The 21,711-nt window shown below is 58.4% G+C and carries 11 protein-coding genes and 2 rRNA genes; 9 read left to right on the forward strand and 4 right to left on the reverse strand.

Going from position 1 to position 21,711, the window contains the following annotated elements; all coding sequences use genetic code 11:
* Positions 1–384: 384 nt before the first annotated feature.
* The 5 genes from OGM60_03260 to uvrB all read left to right on the forward strand — a co-directional run bounded on the left by OGM60_03260 (position 385) and on the right by uvrB (position 7,319).
* Positions 385–3,361 (forward strand): 23S ribosomal RNA (locus OGM60_03260).
* A gap of 142 nt (positions 3,362–3,503) precedes the next feature.
* A 5S ribosomal RNA gene (rrf, locus tag OGM60_03265) occupies positions 3,504–3,619 on the forward strand.
* Positions 3,620–3,811: 192 nt separating this feature from the next.
* Positions 3,812–4,453: a dephospho-CoA kinase gene (coaE, locus tag OGM60_03270; GenBank protein UYI99825.1), complete on the forward strand. Its 642-nt coding sequence runs from the start codon at positions 3,812–3,814 to the stop codon at positions 4,451–4,453.
* A complete protein-coding gene (locus OGM60_03275) occupies positions 4,446–5,027 on the forward strand; it encodes a lytic transglycosylase domain-containing protein (protein ID UYI99826.1) in 582 nt (193 codons plus the stop codon). Before coaE ends, OGM60_03275 begins: the two co-directional genes overlap by 8 nt.
* 51 nt (positions 5,028–5,078) lie before the next feature.
* Complete coding sequence (gene uvrB, locus OGM60_03280) at positions 5,079–7,319, forward strand: excinuclease ABC subunit UvrB (protein UYI99827.1); 2,241 nt, start codon at positions 5,079–5,081, stop codon at positions 7,317–7,319.
* Between the two features lie 65 nt (positions 7,320–7,384).
* Here the strand turns inward: uvrB and OGM60_03285 are convergent, their stop codons facing one another.
* The 4 genes from OGM60_03285 to OGM60_03300 form a co-directional block, all read right to left on the reverse strand.
* Positions 7,385–9,025, reverse strand: a complete 1,641-nt coding sequence (locus OGM60_03285) for an FAD-binding protein (protein UYI99828.1) — start codon at positions 9,023–9,025, stop codon at positions 7,385–7,387.
* A gap of 80 nt (positions 9,026–9,105) precedes the next feature.
* Positions 9,106–10,377, reverse strand: coding sequence for an NAD(P)/FAD-dependent oxidoreductase (locus OGM60_03290; GenBank protein UYI99829.1), 1,272 nt, complete (start codon positions 10,375–10,377; stop codon positions 9,106–9,108).
* Positions 10,378–11,208 carry an Mrp/NBP35 family ATP-binding protein gene (locus OGM60_03295; GenBank protein ID UYI99830.1) on the reverse strand — a complete coding sequence of 277 codons (831 nt, stop codon included), beginning with the start codon at positions 11,206–11,208 and terminating at the stop codon, positions 10,378–10,380. It lies immediately after the preceding gene.
* Between the two features lie 145 nt (positions 11,209–11,353).
* On the reverse strand, positions 11,354–13,507 hold the full coding sequence (locus OGM60_03300; protein ID UYI99831.1) for an LTA synthase family protein: 2,154 nt from the start codon (positions 13,505–13,507) through the stop codon (positions 11,354–11,356).
* Positions 13,508–13,700: 193 nt separating this feature from the next.
* Here OGM60_03300 and uvrA point away from each other — a divergent pair, with 193 nt between their 5' ends.
* From uvrA to uvrC, 4 genes are all read left to right on the forward strand, one after another.
* On the forward strand, positions 13,701–16,577 hold the full coding sequence (gene uvrA, locus OGM60_03305) for an excinuclease ABC subunit UvrA (GenBank protein UYI99832.1): 2,877 nt from the start codon (positions 13,701–13,703) through the stop codon (positions 16,575–16,577).
* Between the two features lie 136 nt (positions 16,578–16,713).
* Complete coding sequence (gene ybaK, locus OGM60_03310) at positions 16,714–17,214, forward strand: Cys-tRNA(Pro) deacylase (protein UYI99833.1); 501 nt, start codon at positions 16,714–16,716, stop codon at positions 17,212–17,214.
* 3 nt (positions 17,215–17,217) lie between these two features.
* The gene (locus OGM60_03315; protein ID UYI99834.1) at positions 17,218–19,521 is read left to right on the forward strand and encodes a murein biosynthesis integral membrane protein MurJ; all 2,304 of its coding nucleotides are present in this window, start codon (positions 17,218–17,220) and stop codon (positions 19,519–19,521) included.
* Positions 19,522–21,468: an excinuclease ABC subunit UvrC gene (uvrC, locus tag OGM60_03320; GenBank protein UYI99835.1), complete on the forward strand. Its 1,947-nt coding sequence runs from the start codon at positions 19,522–19,524 to the stop codon at positions 21,466–21,468.
* Positions 21,469–21,711: the final 243 nt, after the last annotated feature.

Here is a 21,711-nt window from a genome sequence, read left to right on the forward strand (position 1 = left end):
ATCTTCTAGAGAGATCAACTTAACTCGAATAGAGGGCAGGAGCCCGTCCGGCAGATGTCTTCCCGGTACGTCCCCGCAGCACCCGGTCCCCGGGGTCGCACCCGCGTACCTTGAGAGCCGCATAGCGATAGGAGAGAGATGGAAGATCCAATTCTTCCAGACTCGATTCTTTTCTGCGATTTAAACAGAGAATGATAGCAATCATTCATCCGATCCAAACAAGAAGAATTCACTTATATATGAGTGAGGAGCATCTGATCGCGAGCACAGTACATACACTGTGCCGCGGTATGAGATACCCGAATTGCGACATACGAGCGCTATTCATGATATCGATTAATTAATTTTAGCGACACGTGGATATCCCGCGGGCCCGATGCGGTCCCGCAAGATACCACGGGCGCACGGCGGATGCCTTGGCACAGGGAGCCGATGAAGGACGCGGCAAGCTGCGATAATCCCCGGCGAGGAGCACACATCCTTCGACCCGGGGGTCTCCGAATGGGCGAACCCATCCACAGCAGTGTGGATATCCCCGCCCCGAACACATAGGGGCGGGGAGGACGACCCGGGGAACTGAAACATCTAAGTACCCGGAGGAGAGGAAATCAATCTCGAGACTCCCCGAGTAGCGGCGAGCGAAAGGGGACCGATGGCCAAACCGTCGAGCGGGCATACCCGGCAGGGGTTCCGCCGACGGGGTTGCAGGGCCGCGCATCCGGGGGCTGCCGCCCCCGGGCGCAGGTCCGGCTGGGGAGCGGAACGGCATGGGAGGGCCGGCCGCAGCGGGTGACAGCCCCGTACGCGAACCCAGACCGGACGGCGCGACGCGGTCCCTGAGTAGGGCCGGGCACGTGAAACCCGGTCCGAACCTGGGTGGACCACCATCCAAGCCTGAGTACTACCCTGTGACCGATAGCGCACCAGTACCGTGAGGGAAAGGTGAAAAGCACCCCGGGAGGGGAGTGAAACAGTACCTGAAACCGTGCGCCCACGAGCAGTCGGAGCACCCTTTTAGGGTGTGACGGCGTGCCTTTTGTAGAATGAGCCAGCGAGTCGCTGGCGCGGGGCGAGGTTAACCGAAAGGGAGCCGGAGCGAAAGCGAGCCTTAACAGGGCGACTTGAGTCCCGCGCCGCGGACGCGAAGCCGGGTGAGCTATCCGTGGGCAGGCTGAAGCGGGGGTAAGACCCCGTGGAGGGCCGAACGCACGTCGGTTGAAAACGGCGGCGATGACCTGCGGATAGGGGTGAAAGGCCAATCAAACCCGGAGATATCTCGTTCTCCCCGAAATAGCTTTAGGGCTAGCGTCGCGCGTTCACCGCCGGAGGTAGAGCACCGGATGGACGAGGGGGCTTCGCCGCCTACCGAATCCAACCGAACTCCGAATGCCGGCGGCCCAGAGCGCGGCAGTCAGAGCATGTGGGCTAAGCTGTGTGCTCGAGAGGGAAACAGCCCGGACCGCCCGCTAAGGTCCCCAAGTTCCAGCCGAGTGGCAAAGGATGTGCGTCCGCCCAGACAACCAGGATGTTGGCTTAGAAGCAGCCATGCATTCAAAGAGTGCGTAACAGCTCACTGGTCGAGTGGACATGCGCCGACAATACACGGGGCTAAGCTGGACACCGAAGCGGCGGGATTTTATTCATTAGAATCGGTAGGGGAGCTTCCCATGGGCGGAGAAGCCGTCAGGGCGACCGACGGTGGAGCGCATGGGAGTGAGAATGCTGGCATGAGTAGCGAGAGACGAGAGAGTAACTCGTCCGCCGTGAACCCGAGGTTTCCTGGGCAAGGCTAATCCTCCCAGGGTCAGTCGGGGGCTAAGGCGAGGCCGGGAGGCGTAGCCGACGCGCAGCAGGCAGACATTCCTGCACCGCGCACGCGGCGCTACGACCGACGGGGCGACGGATGGGGGTGGCTCGGCGGGGTTCTGGACGTCCCCGTGATGGAGCGCGGCCCGCGGACCAGGGAAATCCGGTCCGCACGAGGGCGAGGCTCCGGACGAAGCGACTGAGCGAAGCGAGTGAGCCCGAGGTCCCTAGAAAAACCCCTAGGCAGGCGCGTGCGCGCCCGTACCGCAAACCGACACAGGTGGGTGGGTAGAACATACCGAGGCGATCGGGTCAACCATGGTCAAGGAACTCGGCACAATGGCCCCGTAACTTCGGGAGAAGGGGTGCCCGCGCGTACGTGAACGGACTTGCTCCGGGAGCGGAGGCGGGCCGCAGTGGAGAGGCCCAAGCGACTGTTTACCAAAAACACAGGACTCTGCAGAAGCCGCAAGGCGACGTATAGGGTCTGACGCCTGCCCGGTGCCGGAAGGTCACGCGGAGGGGTTAGCCGTTAAGGCGAGGCCCCGAAGCCAAGCCCCGGTAAACGGCGGCCGTAACTATAACGGTCCTAAGGTAGCGAAATTCCTTGTCGGGTAAGTTCCGACCTGCACGAAAGGCGCAACGACTTGGGCGCTGTCTCGACCATGGACCCGGTGAAATTGCACTGGTCGTGAAGATGCGACTTACCCGCGGAAGGACGGAAAGACCCCGTGAACCTTCACTGCAGCTTGGCATTGGCCGCTGGTCCCGCGTGTAGAGGATAGGCAGGAGGCATCGATCCGGAGGCGCCAGCCCCCGGGGAGCCGCCCTTGGAATACTGCCCTCGCGCGACCGGCGTCCTAACCCGAGGCCGTCAACCGGCTCGGGGACCGTGCCAGGCGGGCAGTTTGACTGGGGCGGTCGCCTCCTAAAGGGTAACGGAGGCGCGCGAAGGTCCGCTCGGGACGGTCGGCAACCGTCCTTTTGAATGCAAGAGTACAAGCGGGCTTGACTGCGAGGCCCACAAGCCGAGCAGGTGCGAAAGCAGGCTCTAGTGATCCGGCGGCCCCGAGTGGGTGGGCCGTCGCTCAACGGATAAAAGGTACTCCGGGGATAACAGGCTGATCTTGCCCAAGAGTCCACATCGACGGCAAGGTTTGGCACCTCGATGTCGGCTCATCGCATCCTGGGGCTGGAGCAGGTCCCAAGGGTACGGCTGTTCGCCGTTTAAAGCGGTACGCGAGCTGGGTTCAGAACGTCGTGAGACAGTTCGGTCCCTATCCTCCGTGGGCGCAGGAGAATCGATGGAGGCTGCCCCCAGTACGAGAGGACCGGGGTGGACGCACCTCCGGTGAACCGGTTGTCGACCAACGGCACGGCCGGGTAGCCGCGTGCGGCGCGGATAACCGCTGAAGGCATCTAAGCGGGAAGCCGTTCCAGGGATTAGTTCTCCTTCCGGTAAGGGCCCAGGTAGACTACCTGGTCGATAGACGGCAGGTGCAAGGACGGCGACGTCCTCAGCCGAGCCGCACTAATCGCCCGAGCTCTTCCGGAACCGCACCTCGCGGCCCGCGGGACAAGCGCCCATGCGCGGTCCGGGCACGAGGATGCCCCCGAGTCACCTTTCCTATACGCCATGCGGCCCCCAGGGCACGTGAGTGGACACCGGACACCGTAACGGTGGGCGCCGCCCACCGGTCAGCGGCCAGAGCATGGGGGGCACGCCCGGTCCCGTTCCGAACCCGGAAGCTAAGCCCCATCGCGCCGAGAGTACTGCGGGGTCAGCCCGTGGGAGGCCAGGGCGCCGCTGACCGGTGGACGGCACCGAGCCGCCATTGGGAATGTAGAAGGGGGAGGCCTCGCGGCCTCCCCCTTTTTTCGTTTGATAGAGAGCTGTAATACAAGAACTCGCCTTCGTTTAGCTTGTCTTACTGTTTGGCTGTATTTTGAGTCCTTCTTTTGTATTTGCGCGATAATAACTCCCATTGGCGTTAGGGAGGACTTGATGTTTACCGTTTTTGTCTTGGGCAATATTGCTTCGGGTAAGTCGACCGCCTGTCGCTATCTTGAGTCTCGCGGCGCCATGCTCATTGATTTGGATGATCTCGCAAAATCGTTATATGTTCCGGGTTCTGATCTCGTTGGCGCACTCGCTGAGGAATTTGGCTGGGACATTCTTGACGAGGAGGGCGGCGTTCGTCGCAGCGTTTTAGCCTCTCGAGCTTTTGTTTCTCCTGATTCCGTCGCTCGGCTCAACGGTATTGTCCATCCGGTCCTTATCGATCAGTTGTCGCTGAGGATTCTTGATCCGGTTTGCTGCACGGTTTCGTCCCCCCGTTATCCCTTTGCGGTTGTCGAGGTTTCTGCCCCGACTGGTTTTGAGGATGCTTTTGGCCTGGCTGATGAAATTCTGGTTATCAGCGCTCCTTTAGCAGTTCGTCGCGAGCGTGCCATTCATCGTGGTATGGGGTCCTCTGATTTTGATGCTCGCTCTGCATGCCAACCTGATGAGGCTTCGCTTTGCAATCTCGCTACGACGGTAATCGATAATGCGGCAGGCGATAATTCGCTCTATGAACAACTGGACGCATGGCTTGCGCGCCATGGCTTCGGGGATGTAGCGGATAAGGAGGATGCCGATGCCTAAGACACGTTTCTTTGCGTGGTATCGCGTGGCGCCACTTGCCGTTGTGTTCGTCTTCGGCCTTATTTCGCTCGTCTACTCGTATGCTCCTGCCGCCTTCTTTAAGCCTTTGTATCCGATTGACTACGAGGCGTATGTAAAGCAATCGAGCATTTCGCACAATCTTGATCCGTATCTGGTGTGTGCTGTTATAAAGTCTGAATCGAATTGGGATCCCGAGGCTGAGTCGACTCAAGGCGCTCGGGGATTGATGCAGCTGATGCCTGAGACTGCCCAGGATATGATTGCCTTGGGTCTTGTCGATGGTAGTGAGTATTCAGCCGACAACCTTAACGATCCCGCTACGAACATCGAGTTTGGCTGTGCGTATTTTTCGTATCTTCTAACGTATTTTAACGGGTCGACGGACAGCGCTATTGCTGCATATAACGCCGGCATGGGTAATGTGGACGGTTGGGCGCAGCAGGACACATCGCTTCACAACGCGATCACCTTTCCCGAGACGCAGGCTTATCTGATTCGCGTCAATAATGCCTGGGTTCGCTATAAGACTCTCTATCCTGATCGGTTCGTATAGGACTAAGCCCACCGCCTGCATATACTGCAGATGTATGAGTTAGGAGTATCCATGGCGGAATTTGAAGTAGAACGCGTTGGCGGTGAACTTAAGCGCTTTGGCGTTGAGGGCGCTGAGGTGCCGTTTGAAGTCGTTTCTCCCTATGAGCCTGCCGGTTCCCAGCCCAAGGCCATTGAGTCGCTTGTGCAGGGTGTGAGGGACGGAGACCGCTATCAGGTTCTGCTGGGTGTGACTGGTTCGGGCAAGACCTTCACGATGGCAAAGACTATTGAGGCCCTGGGAAAGCCGACGCTGGTCATGGCTCCGAATAAAACGCTCGCCGCTCAGCTTGCAAGCGAGCTCAAAGAGTTCTTTCCCAATAATGCTGTGGTCTACTTCGTCTCGTATTACGACTACTATCAGCCCGAGGCGTATGTGCCGCAAAGCGATACATATATCGAGAAAGACTCCTCGATTAACGAAGAGGTCGAGATGCTGCGCCATCAGGCGACCGCGTCACTGCTCTCTCGACGCGATGTAATCGTTGTCGCATCGGTCTCGTGTATCTATGGCATTGGCTCTCCTGAGGACTATGCGGGTCTGGCTCCAAACGTCGACAAGAAGGTGCCGCTCGAGCGCGATGACTTTATCCATGCACTTATCGACATTCAATATGACCGCAATGACTATGACCTGGCACGCGGCACGTTCCGCGTGCGCGGCGATGTTGTCGACGTGTATCCGCCTTATGCCGAGCATCCGTTGCGGTTTGAGTTCTTTGGCGACGAGGTCGAGCTGATTGCCGAGATCGATGAGGTCACCGGTGAGATGCTTCGTGAGTACGAGGCCATCCCCGTATGGCCGGCATCGCACTACGTGACCGAGAAGCCGAAGGTCAAGGCGGCTCTGAAATCGATCAGCGAAGAGTGCGAGAAGCGCGTGGCGGAGCTCAAGGCGACCGACAAGTTGCTCGAGGCGCAGCGTCTGCAGCAGCGCACCGATTATGATCTTGAGATGCTCGAGACGATGGGCTTTTGCAACGGCATCGAGAACTACTCGCGTCATCTGGACGGTCGCAAGCCGGGTGAGCCGCCGTTTACCCTAATCGATTACTTTCCCAAGGATATGCTCTGCATCATCGACGAGAGTCATGTGACGGTGCCGCAGATCCGCGGCATGCACGAAGGCGACCGCTCGCGTAAGGTGACGCTGGTGGAGCATGGTTTTCGTCTGCCTTCGGCACTCGATAACCGCCCGCTTCGTTTTGATGAGTTTGAGGCGAGGATTCCCCAGTTCATCTACGTTTCGGCCACGCCGGGCGACTATGAGCTGCGGGTTAGCCAGAACGACGTTGAGCAGATTATTCGTCCGACCGGTCTGCTCGACCCCAAGATCGACGTTCGTCCGGTTCGTGGGCAGATTGACGATCTTGAGGACGAGATTCGCGAGCGCGTGGCGCGCAAGGAGCGCGTGCTGGTGACCACGCTCACCAAGCGCATGGCCGAGGACCTGACCGACCATCTGCTTGATGCCGGCATTAAGGTCAATTACATGCACTCCGATACGGCGACGATGGACCGTGTCGAGATCCTGCGAACGCTGCGCGAGGGAAAGATCGATGTTCTCGTTGGCATCAACCTGCTCCGCGAGGGACTAGACCTTCCTGAGGTCTCGCTGGTGGCAATTCTCGACGCTGACAAGGAAGGCTTCTTGCGCAATCGCCGTTCGTTGATTCAGACGATTGGCCGTGCGGCCCGTAATGCCGACGGCGAGGTCATCATGTATGCAGACGTTGTGACCGATTCGATGAAAGAAGCCATCGAGGAGACGCAGCGCCGTCGCGAGATTCAGATGGCATATAACGAAGAGCATGGCATTGTTCCCAAGACGGTCCGCAAGGCCATTAACGACATTTCGAGCTTTATTGCCGAGGCCGAAAAGACTGTGGGCTCGAAGGGACGCTCGAGAGGCGATTCGCTGGGTCACGGTGCGTTCTATACGCCTGACGAAAACGGCGAGGGCGCCGCGCCGGAGACGGTGGCGCCCGAGCAGACACTTGCGGAGCAGTTGGAAGAACTGCCGCATGACGAGCTTGTGCGGATCGTCGAAACCATGGAAGAGGATATGCGCAACGCTTCTGCCGCCATGGACTTTGAGGAGGCGGCGCGCCTGCGCGATGCTGTCGTTCAGATTCGGGCGATGCTCGAGGGTGCGTCTGAGGACGAGACGATCGAGCGCTTACGTTCGCAGGCCCGCAAGGGTTCCACGTTCGCATCGGGCAGAAAACGCCAGGGTGCACGGTTTAAGAAATAGCGAACAGGCCCCGAGTTCCCTGTGGAGCTCGGGGCCTGTGTCTTTTGCGTGCTGGAATTCGTGCGCTAGAGGTCTGCGATCAGGGCTTCGGCGCAACGGATGCCATCGGTAGCGGCGCTCATGATTCCTCCGGCATATCCGGCTCCCTCGCCGCAAGGGTAGAGCCCCGGGGTCGATACAGCATGGCATTGCCGGTCTCGAGTAACGGTGACCGGAGAGCTCGAGCGTGTTTCAACACCGGTGAGGACGGCATCGGGATGGTCGTAGCCACGCAGTTTTTTGCCGAGCAAGGGAATTCCCAGACGAAGCGACTCGATGATATGTTGCGGCAATGACTCATCGATTGCTGTCCAAGTCACGCCGAGCGGATAGGTGGGCTTTACCTTGCCGCATGTCGTGCTGGCGCGTTCTGCAAGGAAATCGCCGACGAGCTGTGCCGGTGCGTTCCAGTTGGAGCCGCCAAGGCGATAGGCAGCCCGCTCGCAAATGCGCTGGAGTTCTACGCCTGCAAGAGGATCATCGCTGGGGAGATCATCGGGCGTGACGTTAACGAGGAGAGCGGCGTTTGCGTTGCGGCCGGCGCGGGCGTTGAGACTGGCGCCGTTGACGCACAGATGGCCGGGCTCTGAAGAGGCGGCGACAACCTGTCCGCCGGGACACATGCAGAATGAGAACACACTGCGGCCGTTGGGAAGATGGGCAACGAGCTTATAGGGGGCTGCTCCGAGCGCGGGATGACCCGCTGCGGGGCCATATTGCGCCCGATCGATATCACGCTGCGGGTGTTCGATGCGAACGCCCATGGCAAACGTCTTTTGAGCGAGGGCGACATGATGGGTTTTGAGAACCTCGAATACGTCGCGGGCAGAATGACCGCAAGCAAGGATGAGATGCTTTGTGTTGATTGACTCGCTTGTCGCGTCGTGGGACGACTGGATGTCGATACCGACAATGGTGCCAGACGCGTCGATGCGAATGTCGACGAGCTTCGTTCGATAACGGACGACACCTCCGAGCTGCTCGATGCGCTGGGATATAGCGGTGACAACTGTGGGAAGGATGTCGGAGCCAATGTGCGGCTTGGCATCCCACAGAATATCGCGGGGCGCACCCGCCTCGACGAAGGTTTCGAGGATAAGGCGATGGGCGGGATTTTTTGTTCCCGTATTGAGCTTGCCGTCCGAGAAGGTCCCCGCGCCGCCCAGACCAAACTGGATATTACTCTCGGGGTCGAGGATGCGCTCCTTTAGAAAGAGGTCGATCGCATGCGAGCGGCGAAATGCCGGGTCGCCGCGCTCGATGAGCAAGGGCTTAAGACCTGCTTCGGCGAGCGTAAGCGCAGCGAAAAGGCCGGCGCATCCGGCGCCGACAACGACAGGGCGTTCTTGAGGTGCGTCGGAGACGGGGGTGGGGAATGAAGACCCATCGTCTTCTATCGCGCGTACGCGCGAGCGGTCACGCTCGGCAACGCTGTCGACCGCTTCTCGCTCGAGGTGGGGACTAGTCAGCTCAACACGAAAGCTTAGGATAAAATGGACGTCTCGTTTTTTGCGGGCGTCGATTGACTTGCGGTGGAGCTCGATGGACTTGATCTCGGAGTCCTTGCAACGTAGGACGCGCTTGGCGACTCGCTTGCCAACAATGAGGCAGGCATTTTCATCGCCGGCTTCATCGAGCGACGCGTTGACTTGGGTGATTTCGATCATCGAGGTCTCCTTAGAGGCAAGAAAGAGGCCGTCCGGTATCCCAGACGGCCCGAATGCGTTTTTGATTATAGACTGCGCGGCTACAGGCTGCTTGCAGCGCGAATGCCCGAGAGCCAGGCCCACGCAAGGTTAAAGCCTCCGCAATCGGCGTCGATGTCGAGCGCTTCTCCGCAGACGTAAAGCGGGGCGCCTGTGGTGCTGTTCACGTAAAGATTGGGTGTCGAGACGCACTCGATAGATATGCCGCCACGCGTGACCTGTGCTGAGCGCTCCTCTGCCGTCCCTTCGACGGACAGTTTAAAGTGCTTGAGGATTGAGACCAGGTGGATGACATCGCGCGAGCCGGGATGGCACCGCTCGAATGCCGTACAGACGACGTGTGAGAGCTGCGGGGCGAGCATGCCGTCAAGCCAGTGGGAGTTTCGGGGCGAAAAATCGCCGAGCACGTTGACACGCTGCTCGAGCGTATCGAGCAGCTCATCTTTGGAGAAATCTGGAAAGAAGTCGATCAGAACAGTGTCGCCCTGGTTGATACGGCGAGAGAGATTGAAGGCGGCGACGCCTGAGATGCCGAAGGCACGGAACAGCACTTCGCCATCTTCTCGCCAGAGCTCTTCGTGGCTGCGCGAGAGCGTTAAGCGGGCTCGGACGCGCAGACCATCCAGAGTTCCGAGTGCCGTCCGGTCGCCGACGACTGATGCCGATACGGGGCACAGGACGGGGCGCAGGGGCGTCAAGGGAAGGCTAAACACCTCGGCGATGCCGGTGGGGTTGCCGCCCGTAGCGATAACCACGGCCCTTGCCTGCAGGGCATCGCTCGTGCGAGGAGTATCGGCTAACGCCTTTCGAAGCGAACGGAGCTCCGTCTTTCGGTCGCCGTGCTTTTTGGGTTTGAGTACATGAGCGGGACGGTCGATCTGAAGCGTCCAGCCTTCGGAAGCCTTATGAGCCGCAATGACGTTAGTCCCGCAGCGTAGGGTGATGCCCAAACGCTCGCATGCATTGAGGAGTGCATCGCGAACCGACTCGGCGCGAAGGGAGCGCGGGTATAGGCGGCCTTCCTCACGGATCGTCATGATGCCCAGCGAGGAGAAAAAACTCTCGAGATCTTGCTCGGGTTGGGGGCCCATGATGGATTCGACAAAGGCGGGGTGGTTATATCGCCGAATGTCGATGGATTCGTTTGAGAGGTTGCAGCGGCCGTTTCCGGTTGCAAGCAGCTTGAGACCGCAGGCGACGTCGCGCTCGACGACGCAGACGCTTTTGTCGACACGCGCCGCCGTAATGGCGGCGGCGAGGCCCGAGGCCCCGCCGCCGATCACCAAGACGTCATAGAAGGCGCTTGCGTTCACTTAGGCCTCGTCTGTCTTGTGCGGGGCGATGGCCTCAACGGCGGAGACGGCTTGGGGCAGCATGCCGGCGGGCAGCGCGGTTTCGACTTCTCCCTTGTCGCAGGCTTCGGCGAGCGCGGGATCGATGGGCAGCTGACCAAGGATGTCGAGATGATAGGTCTCGGCGACCTCGGGAAGATTGCTCTTGCCGAAGACCTCGATCTTCTTACCGCAGTCGGGGCATTCGATATAGCTCATGTTCTCGACAATGCCCAGAATCGGAACGTTCATCTTCTCGGCCATGTTGACCGCCTTGGCGACAATCATCGAGACTAAGTCTTGCGGGCTCGTGACGATGACGATGCCATCGACGGGCAGTGACTGGAAGACGGTGAGTGCGACATCCCCCGTTCCCGGAGGCATATCGACCAGCAGATAGTCGATGGGGCCCCAAGAGGTTTCGCTCCAGAATTGCCTGATGGCGCCGGCGATGACCGGACCACGCCAGAGGACGGGATCGGTCTCGTTTTGAAGCAGCAGGTTGGAGCTCATGACCTTGACGCCGTGCTCGGAGATCTCGGGCAGCATGAGGTTGCCGAGGGCATGGACATGGCGTCCGCTCATGCCGAACATTTTGGGGATGGAGGGGCCGGTGATGTCGGCGTCGAGAATGCCAACCTTGTTGCCACGGCGGGCGAGCTCGGTTGCGATGGCGCCCGTCACAAACGACTTGCCGACGCCTCCCTTGCCGGAAAGCACAGCGATAACGCGCTTGACCTCCGACAGCGTATTCTCTTCAAATTGCGACGGCGTTGATTGTCCGCCGGCTGCTTGTGCGTGCTCGCAACCCATGTATGACTCCTTTGTATATGTTGGGGCCGGGGCCCCGCGATGTGACACGAGCGTCATTGTACCCTCGTTTGCGAGCGGGAGTCATTTGCGATGCATTTGGGCCGAGCGTGCTTGCAATACGATGGGTCCAAGCGAATGGGCGGGCTTATTGAACTTTGCTGGCGAACTCGAGGTATTGCATGCGCTGCAGCTTGTCGATCGTCGAGGCGTATGGGCTGTCTTCAGATTCCAAGTCGTAGCGCAGCCCGTCGGCACCAAGATAGCCGGCGACATTGATGGTGGGCACATCTGACCTTGTTGCAAGCAGGGCCTTTTGATAGTCAGTGAGCGGGGCGCCGATCTTATTAAGGGTAATAGCTGCAATCTCGTTTGCCCCGACGGTGTCGTAGACGTTGAGCTCGGTATTGCCGGCGATTTCATAGTTAGCCCAGACGAAATAGGTCGACTGATAGATACGGAAAGCGTGGCTTGCCGTATCTTCCTGAGGGTACAGCTCGTCGTTGAGAGTCGTTGCGGCGCTCGGCTGATGGTCGCCAAAAAAGACAAGAACAACCGGTCTGCCGATATTGCGGAGCTCGTTGATAAAGTACTCGAGGTCCCGGTCGGATGCATTGATGCAGGTGAGATAGGTATTGAGCGCGCTATTGGCGCCCTCGCTGGCTCCCTCGACCCAATAGTTTGTCAGCTCTTCGACGGGAACGGTGCCATAGTCGTAGCCGCCGTGATTTTGCATCGTGACGTCAAAGATGAACTGCGGGGCTTCGTCGGTTCTGAGCAGGTCGAGTATCTTGTCGTAGGTGGCGTAGTCGCATACGCCGGCATGGTAATAGGGCGCACCTTCGAAATCGCCGATTGATAGAAAGTCTCCAAAACCCAGCTGCTGATAGATTTTATCTCGATGGTAGTTGACGGGGTTTTGCGGGTGCATAGCGGTAGTGGTATACCCGAGCTCTTTAAGGTCCTTTGCCAGGCTGTTGACGCCATTCATCTGATACAGCTGATAGGGGATTTTGCCTAATCCGACAAAGGCCGTTGTCGCTCCGGTCAAAAATTCGAATTCGGAGTTCGCCGTTCCGCCACCGGTGACCGAAGCGAGCATGGTGCCGCGAACAAGTGTGTCGGGAAGCGAGTTGTAGAATGCGGGACCGGTGTACCCGGCCGCCTGGAGCTGCTCAAAGCACGAAAGGTCGCTAAAACTCTCGTTCATGACGGCAACAATCGTCGGCTTGATTTCATTGAACTGGGCAACGGCCGCCGCGCGCTGCTCGCTCGAGCCATACGTGCTGTCGTAGGCGGCGGCGAGCTCCTGCTCGATGCTCTGCGCCTCATCGGGCGTATAGTCTTCGGGCTTTTCAATGGGCAACTCGTTGACCATTTCGGTGAACGAAGTGATAAAACCCTGAGACGCATACGTGGTGATGGGCTGCCAACGGTCAAATCCAAAATCCAGCGACTGCTCCAAGTCGATGTTGGAAAAGCCCAAGAGCCCCACAACGGTCACTAGCAGAAAAGCGCAGAGGTTAGCGGCGATTGCGGGGAAGACATGGGCGGGCGTACGGAGCTTTCGCGGTCGGATAAGCGAAAGAAGCCCCAGGGAAATCTCCAGCAGGGCGAGTGAGGTTACGATTCCTGCAGTGAAGGTGAACTCATATCCCTCACTTACTTCCATTGCGGTGCCCAATGCCAAAATGTCGCTCGGCAGGATGGCCTCGCCTTTAAACGTTATGACGAAGTGCTCGGCAATGCCAAGGGTACAACAGACGACGGGCACGAGGGCCATGACTCCTCCATGACGCTGTCCCAGCAAATAAAGGGAGAGCAGAACCGTCGCGAGCAGCCCAACGGAAAACCCGAATGAGTTGGCGGGAATGCGATAGAACGTTTCGTTGCAGGCAATTTCGAGTGAAACGAACGAGAGCGCTGAAACAGCGGCGACGACAAGGATGTCGCGGCAAATACAGGCAACCGTTCCCGTCGCAAGATCGGTTTGGTCGATAAGTCCCGAAACCAAGGGCTCGACAAGAAGTATGACGGCGGCAGCACCGAGCGCCGAATAAGAAAGGACCCATAGGGAACAGTCCTCATTTACGAGCAATTGATTCGTAATCCATGCAGCTACCATGCCGAGCGGGATGAGGAGCATCGCGCACCAAAAGACGCGGGCAATGGGCGGTTTTTCGTTGTGTTTGATTGAAAAATACACGCGCACGACGACGGCGGCCACGATAAGGACGGCGATGAATATGGGCAGATTGGCCATGCCACTCGAAGTGATTTCAAGGGGGATATCTTCGGTCATGGACGTTCCTCTGTTACAGCAAATTAAGTTCAGTTTTAGATTACTCTAACCTTTCCACGGCATTTCGAGAAACAAAGCACCCGACACGCAAAGCAAAAGGTCTGCGAATCTTGTATTACGAACATCTGTGCGCGTTGAGTGCGTTAAACTCATCGACAGTGTGATTTGAGGTTATAGGAGGCAAGGAGCTTCCATGTCTGATTCTTCTATCGTTATCCGTGGTGCGCGCGAACACAACCTGCGCAATATCGATGTTTCCATCCCGCGCGACGAGCTCGTGGTCATTACCGGTCTTTCGGGCTCGGGCAAGAGCTCGCTGGCGTTTGACACGATCTATGCCGAGGGTCAGCGTCGCTACGTGGAGAGCCTGTCGAGTTATGCGCGCCAGTTTTTAGGCCAGATGGACAAGCCCGATCTAGACTCGATCGACGGCCTTTCGCCGGCCGTCTCGATCGATCAGAAGACGACGTCCAAGAATCCGCGCTCGACGGTGGGTACTGTAACTGAGATTTATGACTACCTTCGCTTGCTTTTTGCACGCGTGGGCACGCCGCACTGTCCCGAGTGCGGTCGCGTTATCGAGCGCCAGACCACCGACCAGGTCGCCGATAAGGTCCTGGCAGCGGGAGAGGGTCGTCGTGCGTTTGTGCTGGCACCGGTGGTGCGCGGGCGCAAAGGCGAGTACGCAAAATTGTTCGAGGATCTTCGGGCTGAGGGCTTTAGCCGCGTGCGTGTCGACGGCGAAGTACGCTCGCTCGACGACCCCATCGATCTGGACAAAAAGTTCAAGCACGATATCGAGGTCGTAGTCGACCGCATCGTGATTCGGGAAAACTCTCTGGGCCGTATCGCCGAGTCGGTTGAACAGGCGACTGCCTTGGCACACGGCAATGTGAACGTGTACATGCTGCCCGATCGCGATGCTCCCGAGGGAACCGAGGGCGAGCTGCTGGAGTATTCGTTGGCTCTGGCGTGCCCGGAGCACGGGCACTCCATCGACGACCTACAACCCCGCGACTTTTCGTTCAACGCGCCCTATGGTGCGTGTCCCGAGTGCGATGGTCTGGGCTTTAAGAAAACGGTCGATGCCGAGGCGCTGATTGAGGACCCGTCGAAGTCGATTGCCGATGGGGTCTTTGGAAGCCTGTTCGGCAATTCGAACTACTACCCCCAGATCTTCGCCGCGGTCTGTAAGCACTTTAAGGTGAGCGCGGATACACCGTGGGAAGACCTACCTCCGCGAGTGCGCCGTGCATTTTTGGATGGCATGGGCGACAAGAAGATTTCGGTGGACTATCAAAAGCTCGACGGTCGTCGCAGCCAGTGGGACACCAAGTTTTCGGGCGTGCGCAATATCCTGTACGAGCGCTATACCGAGACGACCAACGAGAACACTAAGGCGCGCCTGGAGAAGTACATTCGCGAGGAGCCGTGTTCGAGCTGCCATGGTGCTCGCCTGCGCCCCGAGATGCTCGCCGTCACCGTGGGCGGCAAGTCCATTTATGAGGTTTGTTGCCTGTCGTGCCGCGAGTCGCTCGAGTTTTTTGAGGACCTTGAGCTCACCGAGCGTCAACAATTCATCGGCGGTCGTATCGTCAAGGAAATCCTGGAACGCTTGCGTTTTCTGGTTGATGTCGGCCTTGATTATCTGACGCTCGATCGTGCTTCGGCGACGCTTTCCGGCGGTGAGGCGCAGCGCATTCGCCTGGCTACGCAGATCGGTGCGGGCCTCATGGGCGTTCTCTATATTCTGGACGAGCCTTCGATTGGTCTTCACCAGCGCGACAACGAGCGGCTGATTAAGACACTCGAGCGCCTGCGCGATATCGGCAACACCGTTATCGTCGTTGAACACGATGAGGACACGATTCGCGCTGCCGACTATGTGATCGATATGGGGCCAGGCGCGGGCGTCAACGGCGGGCACGTGGTCGCCGCGGGAACGCCTGCCGATATCATGGCGTGCCCCGATTCCATGACGGGTGCTTATTTGACCGGCAAGCGGATGATCCGCGTGCCAGACGAGCGCCGCAAGCCCGGCCGCGGCTGCCTTAAGATCACGGGCGCCCGCGCCAACAACCTCAAAAACGTTACCGCCAAGATTGAGTTCGGTACGCTCACAGTCGTTACCGGTGTTTCGGGATCGGGCAAGAGCTCCCTGGTCACCGATACGATTGCGCCCGCGCTTACGAATGCCATCCACCGTTCGACGCGTCCCGTGGGTCCGTACAAGAAGATTGAGGGCATCGAGTGCATCGATAAGGTGATCGACATTGACCAGTCGCCGATCGGTCGCACGCCGCGTTCGAACCCTGCGACCTATATTGGCCTGTGGGATGATCTGCGCGCGCTGTTTGCGAGCACGCCGGAGTCGAAGGCGCGTGGCTACTCGCCGGGACGCTTCTCCTTTAATGTGAGCGGCGGACGCTGCGAGGCGTGCAAGGGCGACGGCCAGATCAAGATTGAGATGCACTTTCTTCCCGATATTTATGTTCCCTGCGAGGCTTGTGGCGGCAAGCGCTATAACCGCGAGACGCTCGAGGTTACCTATCGTGGCAAGACTATCTCGGACGTACTTGACATGAGCGTGGCCGAGGCACTGGCTTTCTTTGGGAATATTCCGCAGATCAAGCGAAAGCTTCAAACCCTGTATGACGTCGGCCTAGGTTATGTGAGCTTGGGCCAGCCCGCCACGACGCTCTCGGGTGGTGAGGCGCAGCGCGTAAAGCTCGCCAAGGAGCTTCATCGCCGTCAGACGGGTAAGACGTTCTATATTTTGGACGAGCCTACGACCGGTCTTCATTTTGAGGACGTTCGCCAGTTACTTGATGTGTTGCAGCGTCTAGTCGATGCGGGCAATACGGTGTTGGTGATCGAGCACAACCTCGATGTCATCAAGGTCGCCGACCGTCTGATCGATATGGGTCCCGAGGGTGGCAACGGTGGCGGAACTGTCGTGGTCTCGGGTACGCCAGAGCAGGTTGCGGCATGCCCGCAGAGCTATACCGGCAAGTTCTTGGCGCCGTTGCTCAAACGCGATAAGGAGCGTCAAGCGCAACTCGATGCCTAATACATAGGTGTTTTTGAAACATGAGCGCCGCCGATTCCTTGCGATTCGGTGGCGCTCTCTTTGTCGAGATAGCGTATGCCGCGCAAATGGACATATACTTAAAAATTGCGTTCTTATATGAGGGAAAGGATATGCCATGCCGAAGGCCGTGAAGACGCCAAAGACCAACGCCATGCGCGAGCTGGAAAGCGCCGGCATCTCCTATGTTCTCCATACGTACGAAGACGATGGCGACGAATCGTCGGGGCTGGGCGTCGCGATTTCCGAGCAGCTTGGCGAGGAGCCCGGTCAGGGATTTAAGACCCTGGTCTGCACGACGCCGTCCAACGACCATGTCGTGTGCTGCATTCCCGTTGCCGACGAGCTCGACCTCAAGGCCGCCGCGCGCGCCGCAGGCGAAAAGTCGCTGACCATGATGCATGTCAAAGATTTGCTTGCCGCGACGGGGTATGTCCGCGGCGGTTGCAGTCCGGTCGGTATGAAAAAACGATTCCGGACGCTGATCGATGAGACATGCGTCCTTTGGGATACCATTTTTATCTCGGGTGGCAAGCGCGGCTATCAGCTTGAGCTTGCTCCCGATGACTTAGTTGCATTTTGCGGGGCGACGGTTGCCCCGATCACGAGAGAGGACTGAGCGATGCCGCAGGAAGAATCAAAGCGCGGAGCTCACTTTGCAAAAGGGTCGGCTCCTCAGACGCCCGCGCCCGAGGCCGCTTCGTTCGATAACGAGATTCGAAACGCCTGGTCCGCTGCCGCTGACCCGGGCGAGACGGCCGTGTACTTGCGTGCCGCCGGTGCCGGCACGGCACTTCCCCGTACGGTTCTTTCTTCGGCTCGTCCCGATGAGACGGCTGTCTTTTTGGCCGCCGCTCAATCGAGCGCCAGCGTGATGCCGATCGCCTCCGAGGCTCCTCGTGCGCCGCGTCCCGATGAGACGGCGGTGTTTTTGATGGCAGCCCAGGGAAAGAGCACACCGCAGAGCGCTCCTGCCGCTCGTTCCGCCAAGCCCACGGCTCATGATGATGGCGAACCGCTTCTTTCGGATGACGAATGGTCGCCGCTTGGTTCGACCGATCCCGTCGAGGGCGTGGCCATCGACGGTGATGACGACTGGGACCCTCTGTCGTTTTCTGCCCGAACCGTCGCCGCCAATGAAGTTGACACGGTGTTTGGCGACCATGCCATATTCGATGATGATGCCGTATCCGGTAACAACATGCCGAACAGCGATGACGCCGCACCTGCTGATGACGCCGTTTTGGTTGACGATCCCTTTGCGATGACCGGCTCCTTTGCCGTCGTGGACGATTTGCCGCCACAAGATGAGGTTTATGAGGACTCTCAGGACGACGTAGACGATATGGGTTCGTCGGACTACTCCACGGTTGGTCGTTCTGCTGGCCTTATGACCGTGCTGACCATCGTGTCGCGTGTCACCGGGTTTATCCGCACGTGGGCCATGGCGGCCGCCATCGGTATGTCGCTGCTCTCGTCCTCCTATCAGGTTGCCAACAACCTGCCCAACATGCTCTACGAGCTCGTGATGGGCGGCATGCTCGTTACGGCGTTTTTGCCGGTGTATATGGGTGTGAGGCGCGAGCAGGGTCGCGAGGCATCGAACGAGTATGTCGGCAACCTGCTTGGTATTCTGCTTCTGCTGCTGGGCGGTATCTCGCTGCTGGGCACCGTGTTTGCTCCCGGCTTTATTTGGACGCAGTCGTTCCTTTCGGGCGATGGCGGCAGCATGGATACCGCTGCGTTCATGTTCCGCTTCTTTGCTATTCAAATTCTGTTTTATGGCTTGGGCTCGGTGTTCTCGGGCGTTCTCAACGCACATCGCGACTATTTCTGGTCGACGTTTGCCCCGGTTCTCAACAATGTCATCGTCATCGCCAGCTTTATGGGCTTTGCTTCCGTGTCTGCACAATTTGGCGAGCAGGCCGGTATTATCTTGATCGCAGTTGGTACGACCCTCGGCGTCTTTGTCCAGATGGCCTGCCAGATTCCCGCGCTTGGCAAGCATGGCGTGCATCCTCATATCCATATCGACTTTAAGGATCCCGCGCTGCGACAGACGATCGCGCTTGGTATCCCGACGCTGCTCGCCACGGTGTGCATGTTTGTCTCGACCTCCATTACCAATGCCGCCGCGCTGGTGGTGCAGCCCGAGACCGGCCCTTCCGTCATCGCATATGCGCGCTTGTGGTACACATTGCCCTATGCGCTGATCGCCGCCTCGCTTTCGACGGCACTTTATACCGAACTCTCTCACGATGCGCAGGAGAAGGATTACGACAGCGTCCGCACGGGCATTTCGCGCGGTGTCGCCCAGATGCTCTTCTTCCTGATTCCGTTTGCGATGTATCTGATCGTCTTCGCCCGTCCGCTCAACATGATCTACTGCGCCGGCAAGTTCGATGAATCCGGTGTGGCGCTGGTGTCGGAGTTCCTTATCTATCTGGCACTTTCCCTGCCGCTCTACGGCGTGGTCGTGCTCATGCAGAAGAGCTTCTCGGCCTTGCTCGACATGAAGCCCTACGGTCGTTATTGCCTTTACTCTGCCATTGGACAGGCCGGTTCGGTGCTGCTGTTTGGCGTGGTGCTGGGCTACGGTATGCCGGCAATTGCGCTTTCGTACGTCGTTGACTACGTAGTCTTGGTCGGATGCTCACTGTGGTGGCTGCGCCGTCGTCTGCATGGCCTTCAGGTCAAGTCTATCCTGCATGGCGGTTTCTTCGGCCTACTGTTCGGTGGCTTGGGCGCTGCCGCGGGTGCCGGCGTCATGTGGGCACTTGAGCACTTTGTCGGAGCGCTTGGCAGTTCGATCCTAATTACCCTGGGCTACGTTTGTGTTGCAGGCGTCGTCTCGCTCGCTGTAACTTTTGGTCTCGCCTTCGTCTTTAAGATGCCCGAGGTCTCGGCGCTGCTTCGTCGCAAGTAGGTGCGCGTGGCAGGTCACGACAACATTCCAACACTTGCCGAGCAGGTTTCGCGCGTTCCCACGCAACCCGGCTGCTACCTTTGGAAAGATGCCAAGGGTGATGTCATCTATGTGGGCAAGGCAAAAAACCTGCGTGCCCGTATGCGTCAATACGTGACACTGCAGGACGAGCGTCAAAAGATCCCGCTCATGATGCAGCTGGTGGCGAGTTTCGACTATATCGTGGTGGAGACCGAGCACGAGGCATTGGTGCTCGAGCGCAATCTGATTGGCCAGTACCATCCGTACTTTAACGTCGATCTCAAAGACGATAAAAGCTATCCCTTTATCGCCATTACCAAGAGCGACTTGTTTCCGGCTATTAAATACACGCGAGAGCGTCATAAACCGGGAACGCGCTATTTTGGCCCCTATACCGATAGCCGTGCGGCGCGTGAGACCATCGATACGCTACGCAAGGTTATTCCTATTTGCTCGGCATCCTGTGCGGAATGGCGCCGCTGCCGCCGCATCGTCGAATCTCATAAGGGCGAAGAAGACATCGTCAATATGATTTGCGCGCAAAACGGGCGTCCCTGCTTTGACTACCATGTCGGGCGCGGGCCGGGCGCATGCGTCGGCGCGATTTCCCCTGCCGACTATGCCAAGAACGTCAAACGTGTCGAACGTTTCTTGTCGGGCCATCGCAAGGATGTCGTTGACGAGCTTACGTCCGAGATGACGGAGGCAGCCGAGACGCTCGATTTTGAGCGTGCGGCGCGCGTCAAGCGTCGCCTGGAAGTCATTAGGGGCCTGGACGATCGCCAACAGGTCGTTTTTCCATCGAGCGTCGATATCGACGTCATCGGCTTCTATCGCGAAGAGACTATCTCTGCCGCCTGTGTCTTTGTCGTTCGCGAGGGCCGAACGGTTCGAACTTGTGAGTTCATCCTCGATAAAGGCCTGGATGTCGACGAGGAAGAGCTTCAATCGGGCTTTCTTAAGCGCTATTACGACGAGACGGCTGATATTCCAGCCGAGATCAATCTCTCTGTCGAGCTTGAGGATGCCGAAGCGTTGGGGGAGTGGCTTGCGGGCAAGCGCGAACGCTCTTGCCATCTCCATAGGCCGCAGCGCGGCGAAAAGCACCGCCTGCTCGATATGGCTTCCAAAAATGCGCGCCATGCCCTCATGCGCTACATGATGCGCACGGGGTATGCTGACGATCGCACCAATCAAGCGCTCCTGGAGCTCGAAAGCGCGCTGGCGCTGCCTGCGCCGCCGTTGCGCATCGAGTGCTTCGATATCTCGACGTTGCACGGCACCTTTACCGTCGCTTCGATGGTGGTATTTACCAACGGCCGTGCCGACAAGGGCCAGTATCGTCGCTTTAAAATTCAGGCCGAATTGGACGAGGCGAACGACTTCGTATCGATGTCCGAGGTTCTGGGGCGTCGCTATGCTCCCGAGCGCATGGCGGACGAGCGCTTTGGCTCGCGCCCCGATTTGCTCGTTGTCGATGGCGGCAAACCGCAATTGACCGCTGCAATTAAGCAACTTGAGGCGCTTGGCCTCGATATACCAGTTTGTGGCTTGGCAAAGGCCGATGAGGAAGTTTTCGTGCCGTGGGACGAGACCCCCGTCGTGCTGCCGACCGGCTCCGCTTCGCTTTATCTGATCAAGCAGGTTCGCGATGAATCCCACCGATTTGCGATTACGTTCCATCGCGAGTTGCGCGATAAGGCTATGACGGTTTCGGTGCTTGACGACGTTCCGGGCGTGGGACCCGCCAGAAAACGTGCCATTATGCGCCATTTTGGCTCGATGAAGCGTTTGCGCGCGGCAAGCGAGCAGGAGATTGCGGAAGTTCGAGGCGTTCCGGCCGATGTCGCCAAAGCGGTCCACGAGGCACTTGTTGCATGGAATGCCGAGCGCGCCCAAGCATCGGCCAGCCGTTCCGAAAACTAAACGCGCTTCTAAACAACTGATATACATGATTGGCTGATTTTCAATCATTTATTTCGCGGCGATTACCTGCTGATTTCGGGTTTTATTAACGCTAAAACGTTTGACTAGCCATGGCGAATAACCCTGCTATCCTGCGGGTTGACGAAGACTGATATCTCACCTCGTCGATACATACTGTCTGTCGAATCGTTTGTCAATGAATTCGGTGAACGGTAGTAAATACCGTTCAAGCGTATGTATGTA

This window comes from Coriobacteriaceae bacterium, assembly GCA_025757745.1.
Lineage (GTDB): Bacteria > Actinomycetota > Coriobacteriia > Coriobacteriales > Coriobacteriaceae > Collinsella.